The organism is Bythopirellula polymerisocia (assembly GCF_007860015.1).
Classification (GTDB): domain Bacteria; phylum Planctomycetota; class Planctomycetia; order Pirellulales; family Lacipirellulaceae; genus Bythopirellula; species Bythopirellula polymerisocia.
In genome coordinates this window covers 255,193-278,741 of sequence record NZ_SJPS01000003.1, presented here as the reverse complement: position 1 = coordinate 278,741, position 23,549 = coordinate 255,193, and the positions used below count along the sequence as shown (strand labels likewise).

The following is a 23,549-nucleotide window of genomic DNA, read 5'->3' as shown; positions in this document are numbered from 1 at the left end:
ACTCCTTTGCGGCAGAATGAAGGACCGATGCCTGCGCCTGATAATCTCGAAGTTGCCGATATTCTGGGGCCAAACGGTGCAATCGCCCGGCGACTCTCGAAGTATGAGCAGCGTCCGCAGCAGTTGGCGATGGCTGAAGCCGTCGAGACGGCGATTAGAAAGAAATCACATCTCGTTGTCGAAGCGGGGACCGGCGTCGGCAAGAGTTTTGCATATTTGGTTCCTGCGATCTTGGCGGCTACCAAAAAGGAAGGGAGCGACGATTCAAAGGAAAAGCCGCTTCGCGTCGTGATATCCACACACACCATCAGCCTGCAAGAGCAGCTCATCCAGAAAGACATTCCTTTCTTGAATAGTGTGATCCCACGGGAGTTCTCGGCGGTGCTGGTCAAAGGGCGTAGCAACTACATCTCACTGCGACGCATGCACAAGGCACTGGATCGAGCACCGAGTTTGTTCGACACTCAAGGTGCGCTCGACGAGCTCCGCGAGATTCGTCGATGGAGCGAAACAACCGATGATGGCTCGCGGAGTACGCTCTCCTTTCAGCCTTCGCCACATGTGTGGGAAGAAGTGGCCAGCGATCAAGGCAACTGCATGGGGCGCAATTGTCCGACGTTCAAACAATGCTTTTTCTACAAAGATCGCAAGCGCGCCCAGTATGCACAACTCTTGATCGTCAATCACGCCCTGTTTTTTAGCGATCTGGCTCTCCGTCGGGTGGGAGTAAGCATGTTGCCCGACTACGACGTAGTAGTACTGGACGAGGCTCATACCGTCGAATCCGTTGCCGCTGACCAACTGGGGATTCGACTCACATCCGGTCAATTCGATTACCACTTGAGCCGGCTCTACAACGACCGGACCCACAAAGGGTTACTCTCTCACCCAGACATGCACGACTTGCAGCACAAGGTCGAGCGCTGCCGCGTAATGGCCGACGAACTGTTTGCCGACCTGTTGGATTGGCAGGAAGGCAAGGCCCCAGCCAATGGTCGGGTTGCCAAGCCACTCAACATCCACAATCATCTCAGCGGTGAACTACAAAACTTGGCCCACGAAGTAAAGCGAGTTGGAGATTCTCAACAGGAAGAAACTGAAAGACAAGATTACATCGCTGCACACGATCGCCTGAAGGTCTTGGCGGGTGAATTAAACTGCTGGCATCAGCAACAGCTTAACGATACTGTTTATTGGGTCGAGGCCTACAAGACTCGCCGCGGCGTCCACAGACTTTCTATGCTCGCCTCTCCTATTGATGTGGGTCCTGCGCTGCGTGAGCAGTTGTTCAACGAGGTACCCACCTCGATAATGACTAGCGCCACTCTTGCAGTCGGCAAACGAGACAATTTTGATTTTTTCCGCGAGCGGATTGGCCTAGTGAAGTGTGAAACGCTACAACTGGGGAGCCCGTTCGATTATCAAGAGCAAGCGGAACTGATCACGCTGCGCGGCATGCCAGATCCTGCCACACATCGGGACGATTTTGATAAGGCGTCATTCGAAATGATTCGTCGCTTTGTCCGTGAAAGCGATGGCCACGCCTTCGTGCTGTTCACAAGCTACGACATGCTCCGCCGCGCTGCGGCCAACTTGGCTCCGTGGCTACGCACCAATAATATCAACCTTCTGAGTCAGGCTGAGGGTACACCACGGACCCAGATGATCGAGCTCTTCAAGCGAGATCCTCGTTCGGTGCTTTTAGGGACCGACAGCTTTTGGCAAGGTGTCGATGTGCCTGGCGACGCCCTGCAATTGGTAGTTATCGCCAAGCTGCCATTCAGCGTGCCGGATCGTCCGCTTTTAGAGGCCCGTTTCGAGGCAATCCGTGCAACCGGGGGCGAGCCGTTCCGCCAATACCAACTCCCCGAGGCAGTGCTGAAACTTAAGCAAGGTTTTGGTCGATTGATCCGAACTCGAACCGACCATGGCCGCGTGGTAATTTTGGACCCACGCATTCACACCAAGAATTATGGCCGCACGTTTCTCGATTCTCTCCCTGACTGTCGGAAGGCCCAATTCGATTACGCGGAGTTGATAAGATCTTAGCAGCAGAGGAACTTATGGCAGATCCAATCGCAACAATACTTCCACACAATACCTCTTCTTCACCAGCTCGCCTACTGGCGCTTGATGTCTTTCGAGGTTTTACAATCTTGGGAATGATCCTCGTAAATAACCCGGGGGATTGGGGACATCTCTATTGGCCCTTGGGGCATGCCGATTGGCACGGGTGGACGCCGACCGATTTGGTGTTTCCCTTTTTTCTTTTCATCGTGGGAACGGCCTTGGCCTACTCATTACGAAAATACCGCACGGGCACCGAAATCTCGTCAGCGGTCTACTGGCGGATTCTACGTCGGACAGCAGTTCTAATCTTGTTGGGCTTGCTGCTGAATCGGTCCAGCGCCGTGTTCAGTTTTCTACTCGGAAATGCCGACAAGGTTGATCTCTCCAATTGGCGGTTTCCGGGGGTCTTGCAACGAATTGGGTTGGTGTATTTTGCAACGTCAATGATTGTGCTGCATCTGGGGGTACGTGCCCAAGCGGTGCTCGCGGTTGCGCTGCTCCTGGGTTACTGGGCATTATTGGCGTGGCTTCCCAGTGGTGACTACCAGGCAAATTTATCCACCGAAGGAAATGTCGTCCGAGTCGTGGACCGCGCTGTACTTGGCGAGAGCCACATGTGGACCCAAGCCAAGACCGAGAAGACAGATCCCGAAGGGCTTCTTAGCACTCTGCCGGCCATCGTTACGGCGCTTCTAGGATACTGGGCCGGATTGCTCATTCAGCGTAAAGGCGCAACCGTTAACACGGTCGGCTGGCTGGCGACTGCTGGGGTGGTTTGCATCGGACTGGGCCTCTTATGGGGTTCGGCATTTCCCATCAACAAGAAAATCTGGACAAGTAGTTTTGTGGTTCTTACTGCCGGTTGGGCACTCGTCTTCCTGGCTGGGTCGCTCTTGAAATTCGACGTCTGGGGCTGGCGCCGAATTGGTCGCGCATTTGAAGTAGTAGGCGTCAACGCCATCCTTGTTTTTGTAGCCTCTGGTCTGTCAAGTGTATTACTGAGTGTAACCCATGTGGGTGATCAGTCCACGAAACAATGGCTCTACGAGACATTGTTCACTTCCTGGATCAATACACCGGAGTTATCATCTTTGGCCTACGCAATTACGACAGTCGCGTTCTGGTGGTTCGCAATGTGGCTACTTTCCCTGCGTGGCTGGACGGTGCGGGTATGAAAATCAATTCGCTTTATGCCGCGATCACCGAATAAGTTCCGCAGAAATTGTCTTTCTGGCACCTATTTGAATCGCTTAGCTCTCTCAACTATACTCAAATTCTAAACCCCCTAGGAGTTGACATTATGCACCTGCGTCTAAAGTTCCCGCTCTCCTCTTTACTTACCCTTCTCACCCTCTTGGTTACATCGCCACATGTGCGAGCAGCGGTCGACTATGAAAAGCAAATTCAGCCGATCTTTACTGCCCATTGCACCAAGTGCCACGGTGAAAAGAAAGCTCTGGGAAAACTGCGATTACAATCGGCCGAGGCGATACAGGAAAAACTCGCAGACGACGAGCACTTGATTGTTGCTGGTGATCCAGAAAGCAGTGAGTTATATGAGCGTCTGGTCTTGCCTGCCGACAATAAGAAGCGGATGCCTAAGGGAAGCGATCCCCTCGATCAGGCCGAGATTGATCTCGTAAGCTTGTGGATCAAGGAAGGCGCAAGTTTTGGCAAGTCGGCTGAGAAAACATCTCCTCCCACAGAAGAAGCTGCAACAGTCGAAGAGGCCACCACAGCTCCAGAGGTCAAGCCTCAACCACTTAAGATTGAACCCTTGCCTCTACCTGAAGTCGAACCTGCCTCCGAGGAAGCAATTGACCGATTACGTAGTGTAGGGGCTCAAGTGATGCCGCTCTTTGCTAAAAGTAATCTCTTGGATGTTTCATTTGCCCTCTCATCAGAACCTGCCAATGATGACGCGTTGGCCACGCTCGCTGAAGTAGGACCTCAAGTGTTTTCTCTGAATCTGCGTGGTGCGCAGGCAACTGACAAGGGTTGGTCGGAAATTGCCAAGCTAACAAACCTAACAACTCTTTCAGCGGAGAACTCCAACTTTCCAGACGATGCCGCCCAATACCTTTCGGGTCTCGATCGACTTGAGTCTCTGAATCTCTATGGCACAACCGTTAGCGATGGTGTCCTTGATCCTCTGCGCGGACTCAAGCGGCTGCAAAAGATTTATCTGTGGAAGACTAAGGTTTCCTACGATGGGGCGGTGAGTCTTGAGAAGGATCTGCCCGGGATCGAGTGGAATCTTGGCTGGGATCATCCCGTGGTCGCTCGCAAGCGGCTGGAGCAGCAACAAGTCGAGTTCACCGCCGATGTGAAGACAAAACAAGAGCAAACAGCCCGCCTTCAAACGGATCTCAAAGTGGCCGAAGAAGCCCAGGCAGCAGCAGAAAAGCGATTGCAGGAAGTCGACGAAGCCTTAAAGAAGCTCTCCGGTGAAAAGGAAGAGCCAGCGACTGAGCAGCAGAATGCAAAACCGGACGCCTAGTCGATCGAATAAGTGTGAAGCGATCCCACCGAGCGCGGCCTTCCATTTTCCGTTCAGGCCAGTATTCTACCAAGATGGAAATTCGCAAAGATGATTCCAGTGATTCTGAGCAACAAGAAGTAAACTCGGTTGAAGCAATACCTTCTTCTGAAGAACGAAGCGGCATAATGCCGCCTTCAGAATTGATCGCTCATCCTCGCCAGGAGCACCATCAGTCGTTCTGGCTGTGGGTGATGTGCCTGACGGGCGTCGATTACTTCAGCACATTGGGCTATCAGCCTTCCTTGGCCTACGAAGCCGCTGGCCGGCTGGCCCCGATTGCTACGCTACTATTGATCGCCGTGACATTAGGCTGTGCACTACCTGTGTATCGCTTCGTAGCGACCAAGTCTCCTCATGGTCAAGGTTCAATTGCCATGCTGGAGAAACTCGCCTCCGGTTGGGGGAGCAAGATCATCGTCCTGGTCCTGTTGGGCTTCGCTGCCACTGATTTCATAATTACGAAGACTCTCTCCGCCGCAGACGCGGCTGCTCATCTGGTTCACAATCCCTATTGGCAGGATCTGCCGAGTGTGTTTCAAGGGCAGATGACCCTGACGATGGGATTGTTGGTTCTCTTAGGTGGAATGTTTCTGCGAGGTTTCCGCGAAGTCATTGGCATAGCCGTTTTTCTGGTAGGAATGTACCTGCTACTCAACCTGATTGTGATCGGCAGCGGACTCTATTTTATCGCGGATCACGGCACCCTATTCGGCGACTGGTGGTCGCAGGTTTTAACAGGTGATTGGGAAATACCTAATCCACCTGTGGGTGGAAATGGACTGTTTCCGATTCTGGCCACCTGTCTCATACTCTTTCCCAAATTGGCTTTGGGTTTGAGCGGGTTTGAAACAGGAGTGGTGGTCATGCCTCTTGTCCGAGGTGATATAGACGATAATCTCGATCAACCCCTAGGCCGCATTCGCAACACACAGCGATTGTTGCTGACTTCTGCCACGATCATGTCGATCCTTCTTTTCGGTTCATCGCTCGTCGTTAGCACCTTAATCAAAGAGTCGGAGCTGAGAGGGGGCGCCGCTGCTGATCGTGCCTTGGCGTTCCTCGCCCACGGGGAGTCCCATTTCACAATCAGTCCAATCTTCGGCGAGAACTTTGGAGCTTTCTACGATCTGTTCACTGTGTTGATATTGTGGTTTGCCGGTGCGAGTGCGATGTCGGGGCTCTTGAATATAATCCCGCGCTACCTTCCGCGGTACGGAATGGCGCCGCAGTGGGCAGAGGCCACTCGTCCGCTCGTGGTCTTGCTCACCTTCGTCAGTTTGTTGGTCACCTGGATTTTCGATGCCAGTGTCGAAGCCCAAGGGGAGGCTTACGCCACGGGTGTCATGGTGCTGATGTCCAGTGCAGCGATCGCTGTAGTAATCGACATCTGGCAGGAGTCTCGTGCTCTCGGCAGTCCTCGCATCGCCTGGGGTTACGTGGTGGCGACATTGGTTTTCTGTTATACGACGATTGCCATCATGTTTGAAAAACCTGATGGCACTCAAATTGCTGGCGTGTTCATTTTGTCTGTTATCGTTGCATCGGCTATTTCGCGAATCAAACGTAGTACTGAATTGCGGTTTGATCGATTTGAGTTTGCGGACGAAGAATCTCGCGTTTTGTGGGAAACTCTGAAGTATCTCGACTTCCCGGTTCTGGTGCCGCATCGCCCTGGTCGGCATAGCTTGGAACAAAAAGAGCGATCTATCCGGCAAACGCATCGCTTGGGTGAAGAGATCCCCATCGTGTTTATTGAGACCTTCTTGGGGGATACCAGCGAATTCACTCAGAGCCCGACTATTTCCGTTCTCGAGGAGAGCGGCCGATTTGTAGTCGAGTTAACCAAATGCGTTTCCATTGCTCACGCAATTGCTTTGGTCTCACTTGAATTAGCACAATCGGGCAAAGTGCCCGAAATCCACTTTGGTTGGTCGGAGCGGAGTCCACTGACTGCAAGTTTGGATTTCGTTCTCTTTGGGGAAGGAAACATACCTTGGCTGGTGCGGGAATTGATACGGCGAGCAGAACCAGACCCCGAAAAGAGACCACGTGTCCTGATCGGCTGAGAATCTAGCGCGGTTTGCATGTTACTGACTACGAACAATCCGCCCATCATGCGAATTTCGCTTCAGTCACTACACGATTTCAACTCAATCGGCTATGATCGTTCACTTCTCGCCTTGAAATCTGCCTCTGGTTTGCCTCCCGCAATAGCTTCGCAAGGAATTGTCGATGCCTGAATCTCAAAGACTAACTTCAGTCCAGTGGTTGGTCTGTATCATTGCTGCGATCGGTTTTGCATTCGATATCTACGAACTGCTGATGCTACCCCTCGTAGCCCGTAGTGCCTTGATGGAGTTAGGAGGGATCTCGCCGGGAACTCCCGAGTTTGCGCGCTGGTTTGGGCTGTTGTTTTATGTACCTGCCTTATGCGGCGGAATATTTGGACTGTTGGGGGGATACCTGACCGATCGTTTCGGTCGCCGCCGTGTGCTCACCTGGAGTATCTTGCTTTATGCGGTGTCGGCGTGTCTTTCCGGTTTCTCTACCAGCCTCTGGATGTTACTCTTCTTTCGCACTACGACTTTTGTGGGAGTGTGTGTCGAGTTTGTTGCTGCCGTGGCGTGGCTCGCCGAACTGTTTGACAACCCCGTGCAGCGCGAAAAAGTTCTCGGCTACACGCAGGCCTTTTCGTCTTTCGGCGGATTGTTAGTGGCATTTGTCAATGGCGTTATCGCCAAGCATGCCATGAGTCTTCCTGCCATCCAGATTCCCGGTTTTCTGCAATCATTCGTAGGTACAATTGCCCCCATCGGCGAACACGCCGATTGGCGCTACACGATGATGAGCGGTCTTATTCCGGCAATTCCGTTGATTATTATTCGACCCTTTTTACCGGAGTCACCCAAATGGGCTGCGAAAAAGGCTGCGGGTACGCTACAGCGCCCGAGCATTGCAGAGTTGTTTTCGCCCAAACTCAAACGCACCACAATCGTTACCACGCTAATGTTTGCCTGCAGCTACGGAGTTGCCTTCGGGGCGTTACAGCAATTGCCTCAGATCTTGCCCGGTCTCGACACGGTGCAAGCCAAGATGACGGCGGCTAGCGAGGGAAAACCGAAGCCCCAGGCGGCTGCGGCGGCTGGCAGGACGCGGCAAGTGATCACGGCCAATTACACGAAGTCACAAGAGCTGGGTGGTCTCTTTGGTCGTTTTGCTTTGGCCGTGCTGGTCGTGCATATAGTCAGTCGGCGTAACTTGCTGCGATTCTTTTTGATACCTGGCCTGATAGTCTTGCCCATGGTATTTTATGGCTACTTCCTCGGACACGAGAAGGTTTATTGGACAGGGGACATGAGTTGGCTCCCTGGATTCCACAACGTGAGTTTGTCACTTTTGGGCATCGGTATTTTCCTGGCGGGCTTTTTCACGGTAGGTGTATTCAGTTTTTGGGGTAACTATTTGCCCCATGTGTTCCCTGTCCATCTGCGCGGTACGGGCGAAAGTTTTGCCGCCAATATCGGGGGCCGCATGTTGGGCACTCCCTTTGCTTTTGTCACTCAATTCATCGCCACCTTCAGTTTTGTACCTGGGGCCAGTCCTGCGGCCAAGATAGCGGTCGTATCGGCGGGGGTTGCCTTTGTTTTGATCCTTTGCAACCTGCTGTTGAGTTGCTTGCTACCGGAGCCTGGTGTTGACGCAATCAATAATGATGGGGAACCCACATGATGACTGAAGGACGTTATCGTTGGTATCGAGAACTTAATGGCTACCAATGGTTTGTGCTGCTTGTGGCAGCGCTTGGTTGGCTTTTTGATTGTCTCGACCAACAGCTCTTTATTTTGGCTCGCCAGCCTGCGATGGCTGAGTTGCTTCCGGGAACTCCCTCACAAGCTGACATCGACGCAGCAGGTGGGTATGCGACCGCAATCTTCTTGATGGGTTGGGCGATTGGTGGTCTCGTCTTCGGGGTCATGGGTGATCGCATTGGTCGTGCTAAAACGATGATCGTCACCATCTTGTTGTATTCCCTATTCACGGGTCTCAGTGCATTGAGTGTCGGTTTTTGGGATTTTTCGCTCTATCGATTTCTGACCGGTCTGGGGGTGGGAGGGGAGTTCGCAGTGGGCGTCGCATTGGTTGCTGAAGTGATGCCTGATCGAGCACGCCCTTATTGCCTGAGCGTATTGCAAGCCCTCTCGGCGATAGGCAATGTCTCTGCTGCGTTGATTGGGATGTCGATGGGATCGCTCCACGAACATGGCTTGGTCGACAGTGTGTGGAGGCCCATGTTTGTCGTCGGCGCTGTTCCGGCCTTGCTTGCCCTTGTGATTCGTACACGGCTGAAAGAACCTGAGCGCTGGCAGCAAGCCTCGCATGAAGGGGATGTTGCTCGCAAACTCGGCTCTTATCGAGAACTCTTCGGTCATCCCACGTGGCGCAAACATGCTTTGATTGGTTTGGGCCTGGCGTTTTCTGGGATCGTCGGTCTCTGGGGGATCGCGTTTTTCACCTTTGATCTGGTGGGCAACGTAATGCGAACCAAATTCGTGGCCGAGGGTCTTTCAGATGCACAGGTTGCTGGCTCAGTGACTCATTGGAAGGGAATCGCCTCGATGATGATGAATCTGGGGGCGGCGCTCGGTATGTATGGGTTTGCCATTCTGGCACAGCGACTGGGTCGAAAACCGACTTTCGCAATTGCTTTCATTGCGGCGATGATTAGCACGGCTTCCGTGTTTTATTTCCTGACGGAATTTCACCAGGTGTTTTGGATGGTGCCAATTATGGGATTTTGCATCCTGTCGCTCTTTGCCGGGTATGCAATTTACTTTCCCGAATTGTTTCCCACTCATCTGAGGAGCACAGGAACGAGCTTTTGCTACAACGTGGGTCGGTTTGTAGCTGCTGTTGGTCCGTTTTTGCTTGGCTGGCTGACTGGAAATGTTTACGCCGATACTGCAGAACCGCTTCGCAATGCCGGTTTGACAATGTGTGGCATCTTTGTGCTTGGACTCCTTGTCTTGCCGTTCGCACCCGAGACAAAGGGCAAGCCGCTACCTGACTGATGTCATCAAGCTGGTTCGAGTAAAAATATTCGTGACGACCCCTCCAACCAGCTCAGAAACTCGGCGACCGCAAGTGGTCATCATTGGCGGTGGATTTGGCGGCTTCAGTGCTGCTAGGGGATTGCGCCGCGCACCAGTCGACGTCACGCTCATCGATCGCCGCAACTTCCATTTGTTTCAGCCGTTGCTCTATCAGGTGGCGACCGGCGGCCTGTCGCCTGCGAATATCGCAGCCCCTTTGCGTGGCCTGCTTGGCAAGCAAGCCAACTGCCAAGTTCTCATGGAGGAGGTGACGGATATCGACGCCGAACGGCGTGCAGTGTGTCTGGCGAGTGGTGATTTGAACTACGATACGCTGGTGGTTGCTGCCGGGGCTCGACATAGCTACTTTGGCCATCCGGAGTGGGAATCCTTGGCACCTGGGTTGAAAACAGTTGAAGACGCCACAGAGATTCGCCGGCGATTACTTTCTGCTTTCGAAGCCGCAGAACTCACAGAGGATGCGACGAGGCGACGCTCCTTGTTAAACTTCGTGATCGTCGGAGCAGGGCCGACGGGTGTGGAACTTGCAGGTTCCCTTGCGGAGATTGCTCGACACAGTTTGAAAGAAGACTTTCATCGCATCAATCCTTCGGATGCCCGAATCTTACTGATCGAGGGGGGCGAAAGGGTACTCCTCGCGTATCCGCCCGATCTGTCGAAGAAGTGTCAGCTTGCGCTCGAAAAACTGGGAGTCACTGTACGCACGAATTCCATGGTCGAGCAGATCACCGATTCTACGGTGACTATCAAGACGGACAATGGTGAAGAGACAATCCCCACGAAAACGGTTCTTTGGGCAGCCGGTGTGGAGGCCTCACCACTAGCCAAGATCTTGGCTACCGCTACAGGCGCCGAACTCGATCGTGCCGGTCGGATTACAGTTGAGGCTGATCTCTCTTTGCCAGGTCATCCCGAGATTCTAGTACTGGGAGATATGGCCAAGTGCCATGACCAATCCGGTAATCCTCTGCCAGGAGTAGCTCCGGTGGCGATCTCGCAAGGAAAATATGCCGCAAAGCTCATCCGCGAACGCCTTAAGAATCGCCCGACCACTGATTACCAATATCGGCATCTGGGGAGTCTGGCAACAATCGGCCGAAGCGCTGCCGTCGGCGAGATAGGTCGTTTCCATTTCTCCGGTTTGTTTGCCTGGATACTTTGGCTTGTGATCCATTTGATGAAGATAGTCACCTTCCGCAACCGTTTGTTGGTACTCATGCAGTGGGGATGGAGCTACTTTACCTATGATCGCTCGGCACGATTAATTACTGGGCAGGATTCGAAGGGTATTGCGACTTCCGAAGCTGCTTCAACCCCTCGTAAATGATGAATTGAAGAGCACATCTCGCGCATTTCTTTGCGCAACAGAGTTGGTTCTCCCAACTTCACCTCTTCACAAAAAGCTAATAAGGAATTCACGAATTCCAAGCACGATCTTCGCAATTGCTTTTTAGAATCCGTGCTATCTGGATTTGAAGACCGCCCCACTGCATTAGTTTTCGGTCACCTCCAATCCTAAGTTCGGGCGGCTAGGCTGGTCCCGCCATCGATTTTCGCTTTATGAGATAAGGATTTCCTCAATGAAAAAAGCCTCTCCCCCGGGATTCACGTTGGTTGAACTCTTAGTGGTAATTGCCATCATTGGCGTTCTCGTGGCCCTGCTACTGCCCGCGATTCAAGCCGCTCGTGAGGCGGCACGGCGTTCCTCTTGCACGAACAACTTGAAGCAAATCGCTCTATCTTGCTCGAATTTTGAGTCGGCGAATACATTTTTCCCGCCGGGAGGGCCAACATGCGTAGACATCCAGAGCAGCTTTCCCGGCGGGCAGGCGAATAAATCTTCCTTCATTGTTGCCGGAACTCAGAAGGGTTGCGAGTGCTACGGTCCTGACTGGGCCGTTCAACTCTTGGGATACATCGAACAAGGTTCTCTGGCAAATCTTGCCAGCCGTGCTCTGAAAACTTTCCCAGAAGATCTTCAAGAAGCGAATCCCATGGACAACTGGGATGCGAAGCGCGGTGACGAGTTTGGCTTGGGAGGGAAGAATAATCAAACGTTCCTCTGCCCAAGTGCTGGGTCAGACACGAGCCTTGTTTACAACGACGACGATGATGGAACGAGCGGAACCAGCTTGGGTAATCTAGTAAAAGGTAATTACGTGGCTTGCTTTGGAGGGGGTTATATGATGCACGCCGTGCCCCTGGAATCAAACGATGCCGCTGCTCTCGCGGGTGCTCCGGTGAGAAGAGAAAACGGGACGGGCAGACTCGTTTCGGCTCCGCCGGAGTATCTGGCGGGCTCTTTCAGTATGGTGCGAATCCAAAAATTTCCTGCCGGAGCGCGCCTGGGAAGAGGGACCAAGCCGGCACAAATCAGCGATGGTCTATCAAACACTGTTCTCTTAAGTGAGGTTCTAACTTGGGATGGATCCTCTCCCACCAAAACCGGTGACGAGGGATCAGGAAATGACGACTGGCGAGGGGTGTGGATGATTCCTAGTGCGGGAGCCGGAGCTTTCATGGGGTATCAGACCCCCAATTCCAAGGAGCCAGATATTATCCCAGCTTGCGGCACAGGCATTAGAGAGACTGCCGAATGGAGCGATATGCCTTGCGAGGAGCGATCGGCTGAGAGTAGCGGCGGCAACAACTATGCTGCTGCTCGGAGTCGCCACAGCCAAGGTGTCAATGCTGCTATGGCTGATGCCTCGGTCCGCTTCGTCGAAAATGAAATTGATGGAGTTGTTTGGCAAGCTATGTGTACTCGCGCAGGGGGTGAAGTCGTGGACGGCGGCTGATGATTTTTTCTATCCAGCTTCTAATTCATCAATTTTTCACAACTACAACCGTCAAACTTTCACATTTGAGTAATAAAAACTAAGCGCTGACAACTTTACCAGGTAATTAGTCCTTTCTCGCACTCATTAACTACAACTTCATTGAAGGAACTTTCTTATGTCTCGCAAATCGAAGTCCTCAAACTTTGGCAAACGACGGAATCGCAAGTCGAATAAAAGTGCTAAATCATTCAACGGGCGTCGTTCTAGCCTCACTTTCGAGAATCTAGAAGATCGCCGCCTCATGGCGGTTACTTCCTTTCAAGACATTGCCGGGGGCTATCAAGGTACACGTGATACGGGAATATTCTCAATCAGTCCCGATGTGAATTTTGGCGGCGAAGTCAGCATTAGTCCTGACCAGCAGGATGCCAATGGTGTTCGACAGGCTCTGCTGCAATTCGATGGTATTTTTGGCAATGGACCTGGGCAGATTCCATTGGGAGCTACCATCAATAGTGCCTCGATTGACCTAAGCGTTGTCAATCCATCGCGTTCGGGTATGCAGATGAGCTTCTACCGGATGCTTACCCCCTGGACCGAGAATACGGCCACTTGGAATAGTTTCGGTGAGATAGGCGGTGTTCAGGCCTCAGAAAATGAGGCCACCGATCTCCCTCCAGACTTTGTGCTGTTCGATCCATCAACAGGGGTCAAGAGTATCGATGTGACTCTTTCATTGCAGAGTTGGTCGGCCGGTCAAGCGAATAATGGTTGGATGATAGAGAGTGCCGCCACGGATGGGTGGGATTTTGAAACCTCAGAAGCGGCTCAGGCCAATCGCCCCAAACTCACTGTCAATTGGACCGCTCCTTCTGGCGCAGGCCAGATAACTCTATTGAATACCAAACCTCGCTTTGCTGAAGGGAACAGCGGCAATACGATCGCGATGATCAACGTGAGCCGACTCGGAGGTGTCACCGGTGCAGTGTCGGCCAACTATTCGCTGACCGCAGGTTCGGCGGCGGCAGGAACAGATTTTGTTCTTGCCAACGGCGTAGTAAATTTTGCCGACGGTCAAACTTCAGCGTCGATTGCAGTAGAGATTATCGGAGACACGGCACTCGAAGGGAATGAGAATTTTACCGTCACGCTTTCCAATCCAACTGGGGGAGCAACCCTTGGCGACTCGGTCGCTACTGCAACGATTGCCGATGACGATGCTTTGATCAATGAAATTCTCGCCAATGTGTCGGATGATCCCAATGAGAATACGATCACGATTGATGAAACAAATCGAGAGTACATCGAGCTGATAGGTACTCCGGGAGCCTCGCTCGACGGCTACTACTTCGTAGTTTTTGAGGGTGAGGAAGAGGAGAACGGCGGCTTCGGGGCCGGATCAGGTATCGCTGATATTGTGATCGATCTGACTGGGAAGTCTTTTGGATCGAATGGCCTGCTGGTTATCACTCCCACCAACTGGGCATACACGGCAGCACCAGGGACTGCCGTGTTTGCGACTTCAAGGTTAGATGGAAATGGTGGTGTGCTGGAAGATGCCTCACAAACTTACGCTTTGATTCGAAGTAGTGTGCCTCTAGTGGAAGGCACCGATTACGACACGGTTGGTTCCTATGCGACCACAAACGATCTTACCGAAACTGGCTTGGGTGTCGGTTTGCTAGACCATCCGATCTTCCTCGATGGAACAGCTCAAATCGTCGATACAGTCGGTGTTGTCGAAGGGGGTTCCGATCGCGACCGCACGGTGACTTCCCCCGAGTTGGGTCTACCTGGTATCCATATTCATCAGCCTCAAGGACTTCCTAACAGCAGTGGCGTTACTCCCGACGCTATCACACGTCGTTTTAACAATTTTCAATCGAACACGATCGGTGCCTGGTACAACGGAGATATCGTCAATACTCAGGTTACTAACAATCCAATTCAGTACTTGAACGGTTCAATTTTCATTAGTGTCGTGGCACCTCAAGGTGCGGTCTTAACCCCTGGAGCTCACAACATCCTCCGAAACGTGGAGGTAACGGCCGACTTGGTAAGTGTCGATGAAACCTCCGGACAGGCCACATTTACTGTGACACGCTCGGGTGATCTGACTTCCGCGATTAACGTCGGCTTCGAGACAGTTAACGGCACTGCCCAGGCGGGGAGCGACTTTGTCGGCAAGTCAGGCGTACTCAACTTCGGTGTGGGAGTTGCCACCCAGCCGATCACTGTCACCATCAATGATGATGGAGTCCCTGAAGGCTTTGAGACGTTTAGCATTCGCTTGACAAGCGTGGACGAGCCGTTTCTGATCGTCGGCAGCCCAGCCGTCGTCACGATCAACGACGCCGATGTGGAGGCCGCTAAATTCCAGCAGAATGTCAATGGATTCAATAGTACGGTCGATACCTACATTGATGCCTCGCTGCCAAACTCCTTCTTCTTGCTGGCTGAAACGATCACTGCCGACAATGCAGCTGGTGAAGGCGAGGGTGCTCCCGAAGGAGCAGATATCCGCCCACAACAGGGCCTGATTAGGTTCGATAATATCTTTGGAAATGCTCCAGGGCAGGTGCCCGAAGGCGCTCAAATCTTTGGTGCGTTTATGACGGTTAATGTCTTGAGCCCATCCTCGCAAGAGGCCGACATCCGATTTGTCCCCATGCTTCAGGATTGGGACGGCTTTGCCACTTGGACCCTGCCTAACGGTGGCCAGGCAGGGACCATCGTCAATGGTGTAACACTGGAAGGCTCCGAAGCCGCAGCCAGAGCAGATAGCCGCGTCACCACTCCAGGACAAGCTGGCAAAGTGCAAGTTCCCTTGAATGTCGCAACGCTCCAAGCCTGGGCCAACGGTTCAATGGAAAACCATGGCTGGGTGATCGTCAACGATTCGCTGGAAAGCTGGACGATTGGCTCCTCTCGCGATGGCAGCCAGAATCCCTTCGCACCAGAACTGACTATTCTCTACACAAACCCCAGCGCCACTAGCGGTGAAGGAGAATTCCAGCTTTCCTCCGATCAAGTAATCGTCAACGAGGGATCTACGGCTACGGTCACTGTTCAAAGGGTCGGGGGGACTACTGGAGCCGCTTCTGTGAGCTGGGCAGTTACGCCTGGAACAGGGTCCTTGGGCGACCTGACCGGTCCCCTGTCGGGAACTTTGAACTTTGCTGCCAATGAATTGTCGAAGACCTTCAACGTGGCAACGGTTCAGGATACTCTGATCGAAAAGAACGAGACCTTCAACATCACTCTGAACAGCCCGTCGATAGGTGCAACCATCTCTCCCGTTTTGGGTAGCTCAATTCTCACGATTCGTGATAACGACTCATCAACGACTTCGCCACATGTATTGATGAGCGAAGTGGTCTACAATCAACCTGGAAATGATGGTGGTGCCGAGTTTATTGAGCTAGTCGGCACACCAGGGGCCGGTTTGGGTTCATGGTATGCCGTGGTAATTGGTGGAGATGTCGGTGATGACGAGGGTGCTACCAATTTGGTGGTTGACCTGGGGCAATACGAAATAGGTGCCAACGGCACCGTCTTGATCGGATCTCAGAACAACTTCACCTGGGATATTCCCGCTGGGACGACGTTCATAGGTCTTCCAGAACTTGACGTCGAGTTCGTAGGAGGCAATGACAATGGTACCTCGACATACGCCTTGATTTACAGCCCGCTCAGAGAACTCTACGTAGGCAATTATGACTACGATTGGGACAACGACGGCGGATTGGATTTGCCTCTCGGTGCTAGTATCGTGGACTCGATTGGAATCAAGGATAACAGTGCTGAAGATACGACTTACGGTGGTGGTTCGAATACGATCATTACGAATCCGGTAGAGTCCTACGATGCTCTTAGCCGGCTTCCCAATTCGACCGCTCGCAACAATGCAGCCAGTTGGTATGCTGGCGATCTGATCGCCGGTGATGATGCCTTGGTATACACCCAAGCGTTCTCTCAGGGATTGCCGTCACCGGGAGCTGCCGCAACACCTGGCCTCCTGAATACCGGTACGAATGCTCAGAATCCTCTAGTAAGCTTGGGTACCGTGTCCACGACTGGCGGTGTGCAGGTTAGCTTCACTGGAACTATACAGCAGGTTGTTCTTGGAGATCTCAGTATTAACGAAGCGGGTGCCGGCATCAGTATTACCAACATAAGTGGCAACCCCGTCCCCGGCATCGATCAGTTCCCACAAGTTACCGGTTATGGAACAAACACACTCTCCTTGAGCTTCACAGGTGCTCAAACAATTGGTGGTCAACTTCCAGCCGGTACTTACAATCTCAATTTTGTCGGTAACGGGTTGGTTGGTAATGGCCGAGCCGTTGACGTCTCAGGCAACGGCACTACCGGCAGTGACACGGTTAGCAGTGTTCAGATCACGATTGCCGCATCCGCGAATTCAGCCGACTTTGACGGGGACGGCGATATCGATGGACGTGACTTCCTATCCTGGTTACGAGGCTATGGCACATCACCCGCAGCGAAAACCGATGGCGACGCCGACAACGATGCTGACGTCGATGGGGCTGACCTCGCTGTTTGGCAAGGGCAATATGGTACAAGCCCATTGCTTGCCCTTGGTGTGGAGGACGGCGAAACGCAAGCAGCCACTGAAGAAGTAACAACTTCGTTTGCACTCACTGGCAATACCTGGTTGGCGATTCCAACAGCCTTGGCCACCTCAGAGGTAACCGATGCAGCTCTGGAGGATGTGTTTGATACCGAGCCTTCGCAGGCAGCTCTGACAGACTCAGTCGATGCATTGTTCAATAGCCAGCAAGACGATTCGATTGCCTCATTCGGTTCAGAGGAAGAGGAAGAAAAAGCCTTCGATGAAGCTTTTGCAGTCTGGGACGAATTGACCTTCGCAGCCGTGTAAGCCTCTAAAATCGCGCAGAGATTCGTTTTGCTTAGTAGTTTTCACAAACATCCCGCCTCTCCAAATAATTTGGAGAGGTGGGTTTGTTTATGAGACTGAACATTATTGAACTCTTTGGCCGCGGGTCGCACATGTCTTTTGCCAAGAAACTAATGCGCCAGCAGCTTGATTGCAAAGAAGCCACCAATTAGTAGCGCGAAGAGTGCAAGTGTGATCCACTCGAAGTGGCGTTCGAGAATTGTTCGCACTGTCGGACCAAACCACCAGAGGCAGGTGGCCACCAGGAAGAAGCGGGCCGACCGGCCCAGTGCCGAGGCGAGAATCAATGTCTCCAGCGAGACATACTGACTGAAGATCCCGGCCGAGATCGTGAACACCTTGTAGGGGATTGGCGTGAATGCGGCGGCAAGGATGGCCCAGAAGGCGTTCGCTTCGTAAAGTTTCCCCACATAATCAATCCGCTCGGGCGTGACACCTGGCACATAGCTGTAAAAGAAACTTCCCAGCGCTGCCCATGCCGCGAAGCCGATCAGCCAGCCGACGATTCCGCCCAGCACAGAGCCAACTGCACTCACGGCCGCATAGAAAAAGGAGCGCCGCGGTTTGGAGACCGACAACGCAATTTGCAGCAAATCGGGTGGCAAGGGAAAGAAAGAACTCTCCGCAAAAGAGATCAAAAACAGGGCAGGGGTGCCATAAGGGGTCTCGGCCCAGGAGAGCATCCAGTTGTAGAGTCGGCGTACGGGGCCAGCTGAACGCGATGCCGTCTGACCTTTGCTAGCAGCATTGCCCTCGATGTTTTCGGCTTCCATGGCACTACTTTTCTGAGGATCTGGTTCGAAAATGTTAGGGGATTGGCGCTAGCCAACGGTTGTCTTTTGCTACCGGCGGCTAGCGCCGATCCGCTTTCTCAGTGGTTGCAAAGGAATCCACCTTTCGCCTGAAAGCTACAACTCTAGCACAAAAATTCGAGTCATTGCTCAATGTTCTCACAACCAATTACACTGTGAGTCGCACGCCAGCAGGCTCCTTAGCTTCACCAGTTGGCGGTCCTCAGACAACCGCAATTTGATTGGCAACGCTGTGATCACTATTTGGCTGGGATTTTTGGCACTGATTGCGGTGCTGCTGTTCTTGGATTTAGGCCTGTTTCACCGTCGGGACACGGTGCTTTCTTTCAAGCAGGCCCTCAGTTGGACATGCGTCTGGATCGCGGCCGCCCTGGTATTTAATATTTTCGTTTATGGGCTGTACGAGCACAACTGGTTGGGCTGGACGGACTACGCATCGCACCACTCGACGGGCTCCGAGGCAGCTTTAGACTTTTTCACAGGGTACGTCGTGGAGAAGTCGCTGTCGATGGACAATCTGTTCGTCATTGCGATGATATTTGCTTATTTTCACGTCCCGCTCGCTTTGCAGCATCGAGTGCTGTTCTGGGGCATTTTTGGGGCAGTCGTGCTGCGCGGCATCATGATCGCTTTGGGAAGCGTACTGATCGCCCGTTTTGAGTGGATCATCTATGTCTTCGGCGCATTCCTGATTTTCTCTGCTGCCAAGATGCTCTTCACCCGCGAAGAAGCATTCAGCCCCGAACACAATCCGCTCATCAATCTCACGAAAAAGTTTTTTCCTGTAACCCACGAATTCCACGGGCATCATTTTTTCGTCACGATAGCCGACAAGACCACGGCTACTCCCTTGTTGTTAGCCCTGGTGCTGGTGGAGAGCAGCGATGTGATGTTCGCGGTCGATTCGATCCCCGCCGTGTTTGCCGTCACACGCGATCCCTTTATCGTATTCACGTCAAACATTTTTGCGATACTAGGATTGAGGTCGCTGTACTTTGTCCTCGGCAGCATGATCGAAAAATTCCGCTATCTCAAGCCTAGCATCATCGTGCTGCTGGCCTATGTGGGCTTTAAGATGCTGCTCTCCCACTATTTCACGATCCCCAACGGCGTGTCCCTGGGAATCATCGCGGGGATTCTCTCAACCGGGGTCGTAGCCTCACTCGAAGCTGATCGCCGAGACCGTCTTCGTCAAGACACGTTCCACTCCGATGATGATACCGTGCTCTGAAGTTTTTGCTTGCATTTCATTGGGTGTATTCAGCGACTGCCGTAGCGATACTGCTTACGAGCATCGAACCCGAGCCAGCAATAAACAACCACACGCCAAATCGCGTTGTGCCAGGCCATAAGAAAAGCACGCTCCCCACAAAAAAAAGAAAATTACCGAAGACTCCCTCGGCAACAAAGAACCAACGATAACGATCAAAAAATTGGCGGATAAATCGCTTCATGAATGAAGGGTCCTTAAAACAGAATTTGATCCAACACTGCTTTGGCAATTTAACAGCATTGGTGCCTTCTCGGGAGTATCTTGAAAGTCTTTCACGGGAAATACGATTCCGCTTGTTCTGGATTACTTTAACTGGCTACAATCTCCCTCTATGCAAGATTACGAACAGCGCGGTTCATTTTATCTCGGGCGGGATTATGATCTCGCCCAGCGCAAGGTTGCTACGGCCAAGTTGCTCTACGACAGTAGCGACTTGACCACCCATGCTGTCTGCGTTGGCATGACTGGCAGCGGCAAGACGGGGCTTTGTCTCTCGCTGATCGAAGAAGCGGCACTGGATGGTATTCCCGTGATTGCCGTCGACCCCAAGGGGGACCTGGGCAATCTACTCCTCGCGTTTCCCGAATTGAAGCCGGAAGATTTTCGGCCCTGGGTCGATCCTTCGGTCGCCACCCAGAAAGAGATCACGCCCGACGAATTGGCCGAGAAGACCGCGAGTCTGTGGCGCAATGGGTTGGCCGAGTGGGACGAATCGGGTGAGCGGATCCAGCGATTCAACGACGCGGTCGACAAGGTGATCTACACCCCAGGCAGCAGCGCAGGTATCCCACTCACGGTCCTCAAGAGTTTTCATGCCCCGCCGCAGGAAGTGATCGACGACACCGACATCTATCAAGACCTCGTACAGTCGACTACCCAGGGGGTGTTTGCACTTTTGGGTTTGGAGGCTGACCCCGTCAAGAGCCGCGAGGCGATTCTTGTCTCCAATGTGCTCGACCACGCGTGGCGCAGCGGTCGCAGCCCCGATCTGGCGGGCTTGATTCACGATATCCAGCAGCCGCCGTTTACCAAGGTGGGCATTGTTGATCTAGAGACATTTCTCCCGGCTGCCGCACGGCTGGAATTGGGAATGAAGCTCAACAATTTGTTGGCTTCCCCTTCGTTCGCTAGCTGGCTCGAAGGGAGTTCGCTCGACGTGGGGCAATTGCTTTACACCACTGAGAAGAAGCCACGGCTGTCGATACTGTCGATTGCCCATCTGAGCGAGTCGGAGCGGATGTTCTTTGTCACGATCTTACTAAATGAAATCGTGACGTGGATGCGATCTCAGCCAGGCACCGGCAGCCTGCGGGCGATTCTTTACATGGATGAGGTTTTTGGCTATTTCCCACCGACCGCCAATCCTCCCAGTAAGAAACCGATGCTTACGCTACTCAAACAGGCTCGGGCTTACGGGTTGGGAGTGGTGTTGGCTACTCAGAATCCGGTCGATCTCGATTACAAGGGACTCTCGAATGCGGGAACCTGGTTCCTGGGCCGGCTGCAAACGGAACGGGATAAGATGCGGGTGCTGGAAGGACTCGAAGGGGCCTCCACCCAGGCAGGTGCGACCTTCAATCGGAAGGATATGGAAGCGACCCTGGCGGCCTTGGGCTCGCGAGTGTTTCTGATGAACAATGTGCATGAGAATCAACCACGCGTGTTCCATACCCGCTGGGCAATGTCCTACCTGCGGGGACCACTCACGCGCGATCAGATACGTACCCTCATGCAACCACGTCGGGCGGAGTTTGCCCAGGAAAGTTCTGCAGCTCCCAATGCCGAAGTAGTTCCTGGGAAATCACAAGCCAGTGCGAAACCGATTCTCTCTGGCAGCATTGTGCAGAAGTACTGGCCGCTGGCCGAGGCATTGCCCGAGGATTGCCGTCTGCAGTACCGGCCTGGCTTGGCTTGCGAGGCAAAGCTTCATTTTGTGCAGGCGTCGGCCGACGTGGACTGTTGGCGAATTCTAGTCGCTCTGCAAACGATCGCTGAACGATTGCCCGAGCCGATGTGGAAGTCGGCCATGCTGCTGGAGAACACACGACCGCTGGAAGACGCACCCCGACTTGAAGGGGAGTACGCTGATCTGCCGTCGCCCGTGACTCAGCAGAAAAACTACACCCGCTGGGATAATGACTTGGTCGATCACCTGTATCGCACCGAGCGACTAACCACTTGGAAGTGCACTATCTTGGACGCTACTTCCAAAGCTGAAGAATCCGAGTCAGAATTCCGAAGTCGTCTTGGTGAGTTGGCACTTCGCAAGCGGTCCGAGCTTGTTGAGGAAGCGAAGCGAGACTTCGCCAAGAAAATTGATCGCGCTGAAGCAAATGTTCGCAAAGCAGAAGACTATCTCAGTTCGCAAAGATCCCAATTCTGGTTTCGCCTGGGTGAAATGCTAATGGTGGTGGTTGACGTGCTGATGAGTTTCATGGGCAAGAAGCGCTCTTCACGCCGCCAGCCGACAACAGCCGTCGAGCGCACGATGCGAGAGCGGGGCGAGCAATCGCGGGCTCAGGATAAACTCGAAGCGAAAATGGAAGAACTCGAGCAGCTCAAGGAAGAGCTTGCCTCCCGTATCGAGCAAATCGAGCAAGAGTGTGACCCGGCGAATCTCAAGCTGGAAAAGCAAGAGACGACTCCCCGTAAGAGCGACATCGATGTTGGGCGTGTCGTTCTTGTGTGGTTGCCGTGGAAGCTTGGTGCAAACGGAAACGCAGAACCAGCGTGGTAATGCGGCTTTCTCGTCGCATTTTTCCGGTCATCATACATCATCATTGGTCGAGCTTAGATGGGCCGCTACAATGAGTGCATCGTTCTAGATTCTAATTATCCCGCGGAAATCCTCATATGCTTTTATCGCAACATTGCCGATATTCTTGCTTCCTCAAGAGTATTCTCTTGATCCTTCTGCTCTCCAGCGCAGGTTGCCAGCAGCAGATAGCTGGTGAACTACTTGGCTCCTGGGTGGGCCGTCCCGACACTTCGACAGGGCGGGCTGAGCGTGAGGCAGAGAAATATGGTAAGCGCTCGTCAATGAGCGCCGACTCGCAGCAAAAGGCCTCGGCTAAGGACGTCACGGATTGGGAAACCTATGACGTCGAAGTCCGATTCAATTTCGTAGATCACAAACACCTCGAGATGTCATTAGCCAACGGGTCAGAAGCGATCTCAGCGACTTGGCGTGTTATCGAGACTTCACCCACTGGTTGCATGATCGAGGTAGTAACCCCGGCAGAAGCAGAGGAGGGCTCACCGGAGGTGCGCAATTTTGAACTCGAAATGGACGAGCGCGCGGGAACGATCGTCGGATTCCTGCTCACCGAGTCAGGAGCCGATCGCCAACTAGGTGCGCTTTATTTTTCTCGGGCTCCGTAGGGTACGCAACTCCCAGCAACGAAAATACAAATCAAGTTATCATTCTGGTGGGCCGTGCCCACCACACTCGTAGATTAAGAAAAACGACCTGCAAAACACAGAGAAAGTGACACACCATGTCTGAACGAGAACGCTGGATCGTGTATCCCTTGTTGATGTTTGCCTTGGGGGCAGCCGTACGTGACAAGCTGATGCAGCGGGTCGAGTCGGAAGTGATTCGCTGCGCGAGCCTGCAGATTGTCGATCAGCAGAATCCTGATATCACGCTGGCGGAATTGGGCTTCACCGAGGCAAATGTCCACGACCCCACACAATTATCCGAACGAGTAGGCTCCTTGCAATTGCGGGATGGCAAAGGCAACACAGTATGCAATATCAACAACGATATACTCGCTGGACGGCTAGTAGCCAGGCAGTTGTTAGTAATCGATCCTCAATTCCGACCATTGGTTATTGCTGCTACCGAAGCGCAGCCGACATTCTCGCTACGAGACACTGATCCCCCCGTTTCCTATCGAGGAGTCTTATACTTGAATAATCAACCGCTCCAAGCACGCCCCGCACAGGCAGTCAATCGGGCAGAGAATCCCCCGCCAACGCCGCCAAGTGATGAATGAGGATGACATCGATTTGGTCGC

Annotated in this window: 15 protein-coding genes; 13 read left to right on the top strand and 2 right to left on the bottom strand. The window is 53.0% G+C overall.

All coding sequences use genetic code 11. From position 1 onward, the window contains the following. Positions 1-27 precede the first annotated feature (27 nt). The 9 genes from Pla144_RS10660 (at position 28) to Pla144_RS10620 (ending at position 17,406) form a co-directional block, all read left to right on the top strand. Complete coding sequence (locus tag Pla144_RS10660) at positions 28-2,049, top strand: ATP-dependent DNA helicase (RefSeq protein ID WP_231936304.1); 2,022 nt, start codon at positions 28-30, stop codon at positions 2,047-2,049. Positions 2,050-2,063: 14 nt separating this feature from the next. Beyond that, the gene (locus tag Pla144_RS10655; protein ID WP_146450660.1) at positions 2,064-3,245 is read left to right on the top strand and encodes an acyltransferase family protein; all 1,182 of its coding nucleotides are present in this window, start codon (positions 2,064-2,066) and stop codon (positions 3,243-3,245) included. 125 nt (positions 3,246-3,370) lie between these two features. Beyond that, on the top strand, positions 3,371-4,570 hold the full coding sequence (locus Pla144_RS10650) for a c-type cytochrome domain-containing protein (RefSeq protein WP_146450659.1): 1,200 nt from the start codon (positions 3,371-3,373) through the stop codon (positions 4,568-4,570). Positions 4,571-4,644: 74 nt separating this feature from the next. Then, positions 4,645-6,678: a hypothetical protein gene (locus tag Pla144_RS10645; RefSeq protein WP_231936303.1), complete on the top strand. Its 2,034-nt coding sequence runs from the start codon at positions 4,645-4,647 to the stop codon at positions 6,676-6,678. 166 nt (positions 6,679-6,844) lie between these two features. Further along, a complete protein-coding gene (locus tag Pla144_RS10640; protein ID WP_146450658.1) occupies positions 6,845-8,341 on the top strand; it encodes an MFS transporter in 1,497 nt (498 codons plus the stop codon). Further along, the gene (locus Pla144_RS10635; RefSeq protein WP_146450657.1) at positions 8,338-9,681 is read left to right on the top strand and encodes an MFS transporter; all 1,344 of its coding nucleotides are present in this window, start codon (positions 8,338-8,340) and stop codon (positions 9,679-9,681) included. The genes Pla144_RS10640 and Pla144_RS10635 overlap by 4 nt, the downstream gene beginning before the upstream one ends. Before the next feature lie 31 nt (positions 9,682-9,712). After that, positions 9,713-11,050, top strand: a complete 1,338-nt coding sequence (locus Pla144_RS10630) for an NAD(P)/FAD-dependent oxidoreductase (protein ID WP_146450656.1) — start codon at positions 9,713-9,715, stop codon at positions 11,048-11,050. 253 nt (positions 11,051-11,303) lie between these two features. Further along, the gene (locus Pla144_RS10625; protein WP_146450655.1) at positions 11,304-12,521 is read left to right on the top strand and encodes a DUF1559 family PulG-like putative transporter; all 1,218 of its coding nucleotides are present in this window, start codon (positions 11,304-11,306) and stop codon (positions 12,519-12,521) included. A 157-nt stretch (positions 12,522-12,678) separates the two neighbouring features. After that, positions 12,679-17,406: a Calx-beta domain-containing protein gene (locus tag Pla144_RS10620; RefSeq protein ID WP_146450654.1), complete on the top strand. Its 4,728-nt coding sequence runs from the start codon at positions 12,679-12,681 to the stop codon at positions 17,404-17,406. A gap of 149 nt (positions 17,407-17,555) precedes the next feature. Here Pla144_RS10620 and Pla144_RS10615 read toward each other — a convergent pair whose 3' ends face one another. After that, complete coding sequence (locus Pla144_RS10615; protein ID WP_197530566.1) at positions 17,556-18,218, bottom strand: YqaA family protein; 663 nt, start codon at positions 18,216-18,218, stop codon at positions 17,556-17,558. A 271-nt stretch (positions 18,219-18,489) separates the two neighbouring features. Between Pla144_RS10615 and Pla144_RS10610 the strand changes: the two genes are divergently transcribed. Further along, positions 18,490-19,488: a TerC family protein gene (locus Pla144_RS10610; RefSeq protein WP_197530565.1), complete on the top strand. Its 999-nt coding sequence runs from the start codon at positions 18,490-18,492 to the stop codon at positions 19,486-19,488. A 16-nt stretch (positions 19,489-19,504) separates the two neighbouring features. On the opposite strand, the gene Pla144_RS10605 is transcribed toward Pla144_RS10610, so the two are convergent. After that, positions 19,505-19,711, bottom strand: coding sequence for a YrhK family protein (locus Pla144_RS10605; protein WP_146450652.1), 207 nt, complete (start codon positions 19,709-19,711; stop codon positions 19,505-19,507). Between the two features lie 150 nt (positions 19,712-19,861). Between Pla144_RS10605 and Pla144_RS10600 the strand changes: the two genes are divergently transcribed. The 3 genes from Pla144_RS10600 (at position 19,862) to Pla144_RS10590 (ending at position 23,528) form a co-directional block, all read left to right on the top strand. Then, complete coding sequence (locus tag Pla144_RS10600) at positions 19,862-22,267, top strand: helicase HerA domain-containing protein (protein ID WP_146450651.1); 2,406 nt, start codon at positions 19,862-19,864, stop codon at positions 22,265-22,267. Positions 22,268-22,383: 116 nt separating this feature from the next. Continuing rightward, positions 22,384-22,911, top strand: coding sequence for a hypothetical protein (locus Pla144_RS10595; RefSeq protein WP_146450650.1), 528 nt, complete (start codon positions 22,384-22,386; stop codon positions 22,909-22,911). 116 nt (positions 22,912-23,027) lie between these two features. Next, entirely contained in the window at positions 23,028-23,528 is a 501-nt protein-coding gene (locus tag Pla144_RS10590; RefSeq protein WP_146450649.1) for a hypothetical protein, read from the top strand. The last annotated feature ends 21 nt before the right edge of the window (positions 23,529-23,549 follow it).

Bases quoted from the DNA above. Each gene is read 5' to 3' on its own strand.
- Pla144_RS10660 (WP_231936304.1), top strand. From the start codon at position 28: ATGCCTGCGCCTGATAATCTCGAAGTTGCCGATATTCTGGGGCCAAAC.
- Pla144_RS10655 (WP_146450660.1), top strand. From the start codon at position 2,064: ATGGCAGATCCAATCGCAACAATACTTCCACACAATACCTCTTCTTCA.
- Pla144_RS10650 (WP_146450659.1), top strand. From the start codon at position 3,371: ATGCACCTGCGTCTAAAGTTCCCGCTCTCCTCTTTACTTACCCTTCTC.
- Pla144_RS10645 (WP_231936303.1), top strand. From the start codon at position 4,645: ATGGAAATTCGCAAAGATGATTCCAGTGATTCTGAGCAACAAGAAGTA.
- Pla144_RS10640 (WP_146450658.1), top strand. From the start codon at position 6,845: ATGCCTGAATCTCAAAGACTAACTTCAGTCCAGTGGTTGGTCTGTATC.
- Pla144_RS10635 (WP_146450657.1), top strand. From the start codon at position 8,338: ATGATGACTGAAGGACGTTATCGTTGGTATCGAGAACTTAATGGCTAC.
- Pla144_RS10625 (WP_146450655.1), top strand. From the start codon at position 11,304: ATGAAAAAAGCCTCTCCCCCGGGATTCACGTTGGTTGAACTCTTAGTG.
- Pla144_RS10620 (WP_146450654.1), top strand. From the start codon at position 12,679: ATGTCTCGCAAATCGAAGTCCTCAAACTTTGGCAAACGACGGAATCGC.
- Pla144_RS10615 (WP_197530566.1), bottom strand. From the start codon at position 18,218: ATGGAAGCCGAAAACATCGAGGGCAATGCTGCTAGCAAAGGTCAGACG.
- Pla144_RS10605 (WP_146450652.1), bottom strand. From the start codon at position 19,711: ATGAAGCGATTTATCCGCCAATTTTTTGATCGTTATCGTTGGTTCTTT.
- Pla144_RS10600 (WP_146450651.1), top strand. From the start codon at position 19,862: ATGCAAGATTACGAACAGCGCGGTTCATTTTATCTCGGGCGGGATTAT.
- Pla144_RS10595 (WP_146450650.1), top strand. From the start codon at position 22,384: ATGCTTTTATCGCAACATTGCCGATATTCTTGCTTCCTCAAGAGTATT.
- Pla144_RS10590 (WP_146450649.1), top strand. From the start codon at position 23,028: ATGTCTGAACGAGAACGCTGGATCGTGTATCCCTTGTTGATGTTTGCC.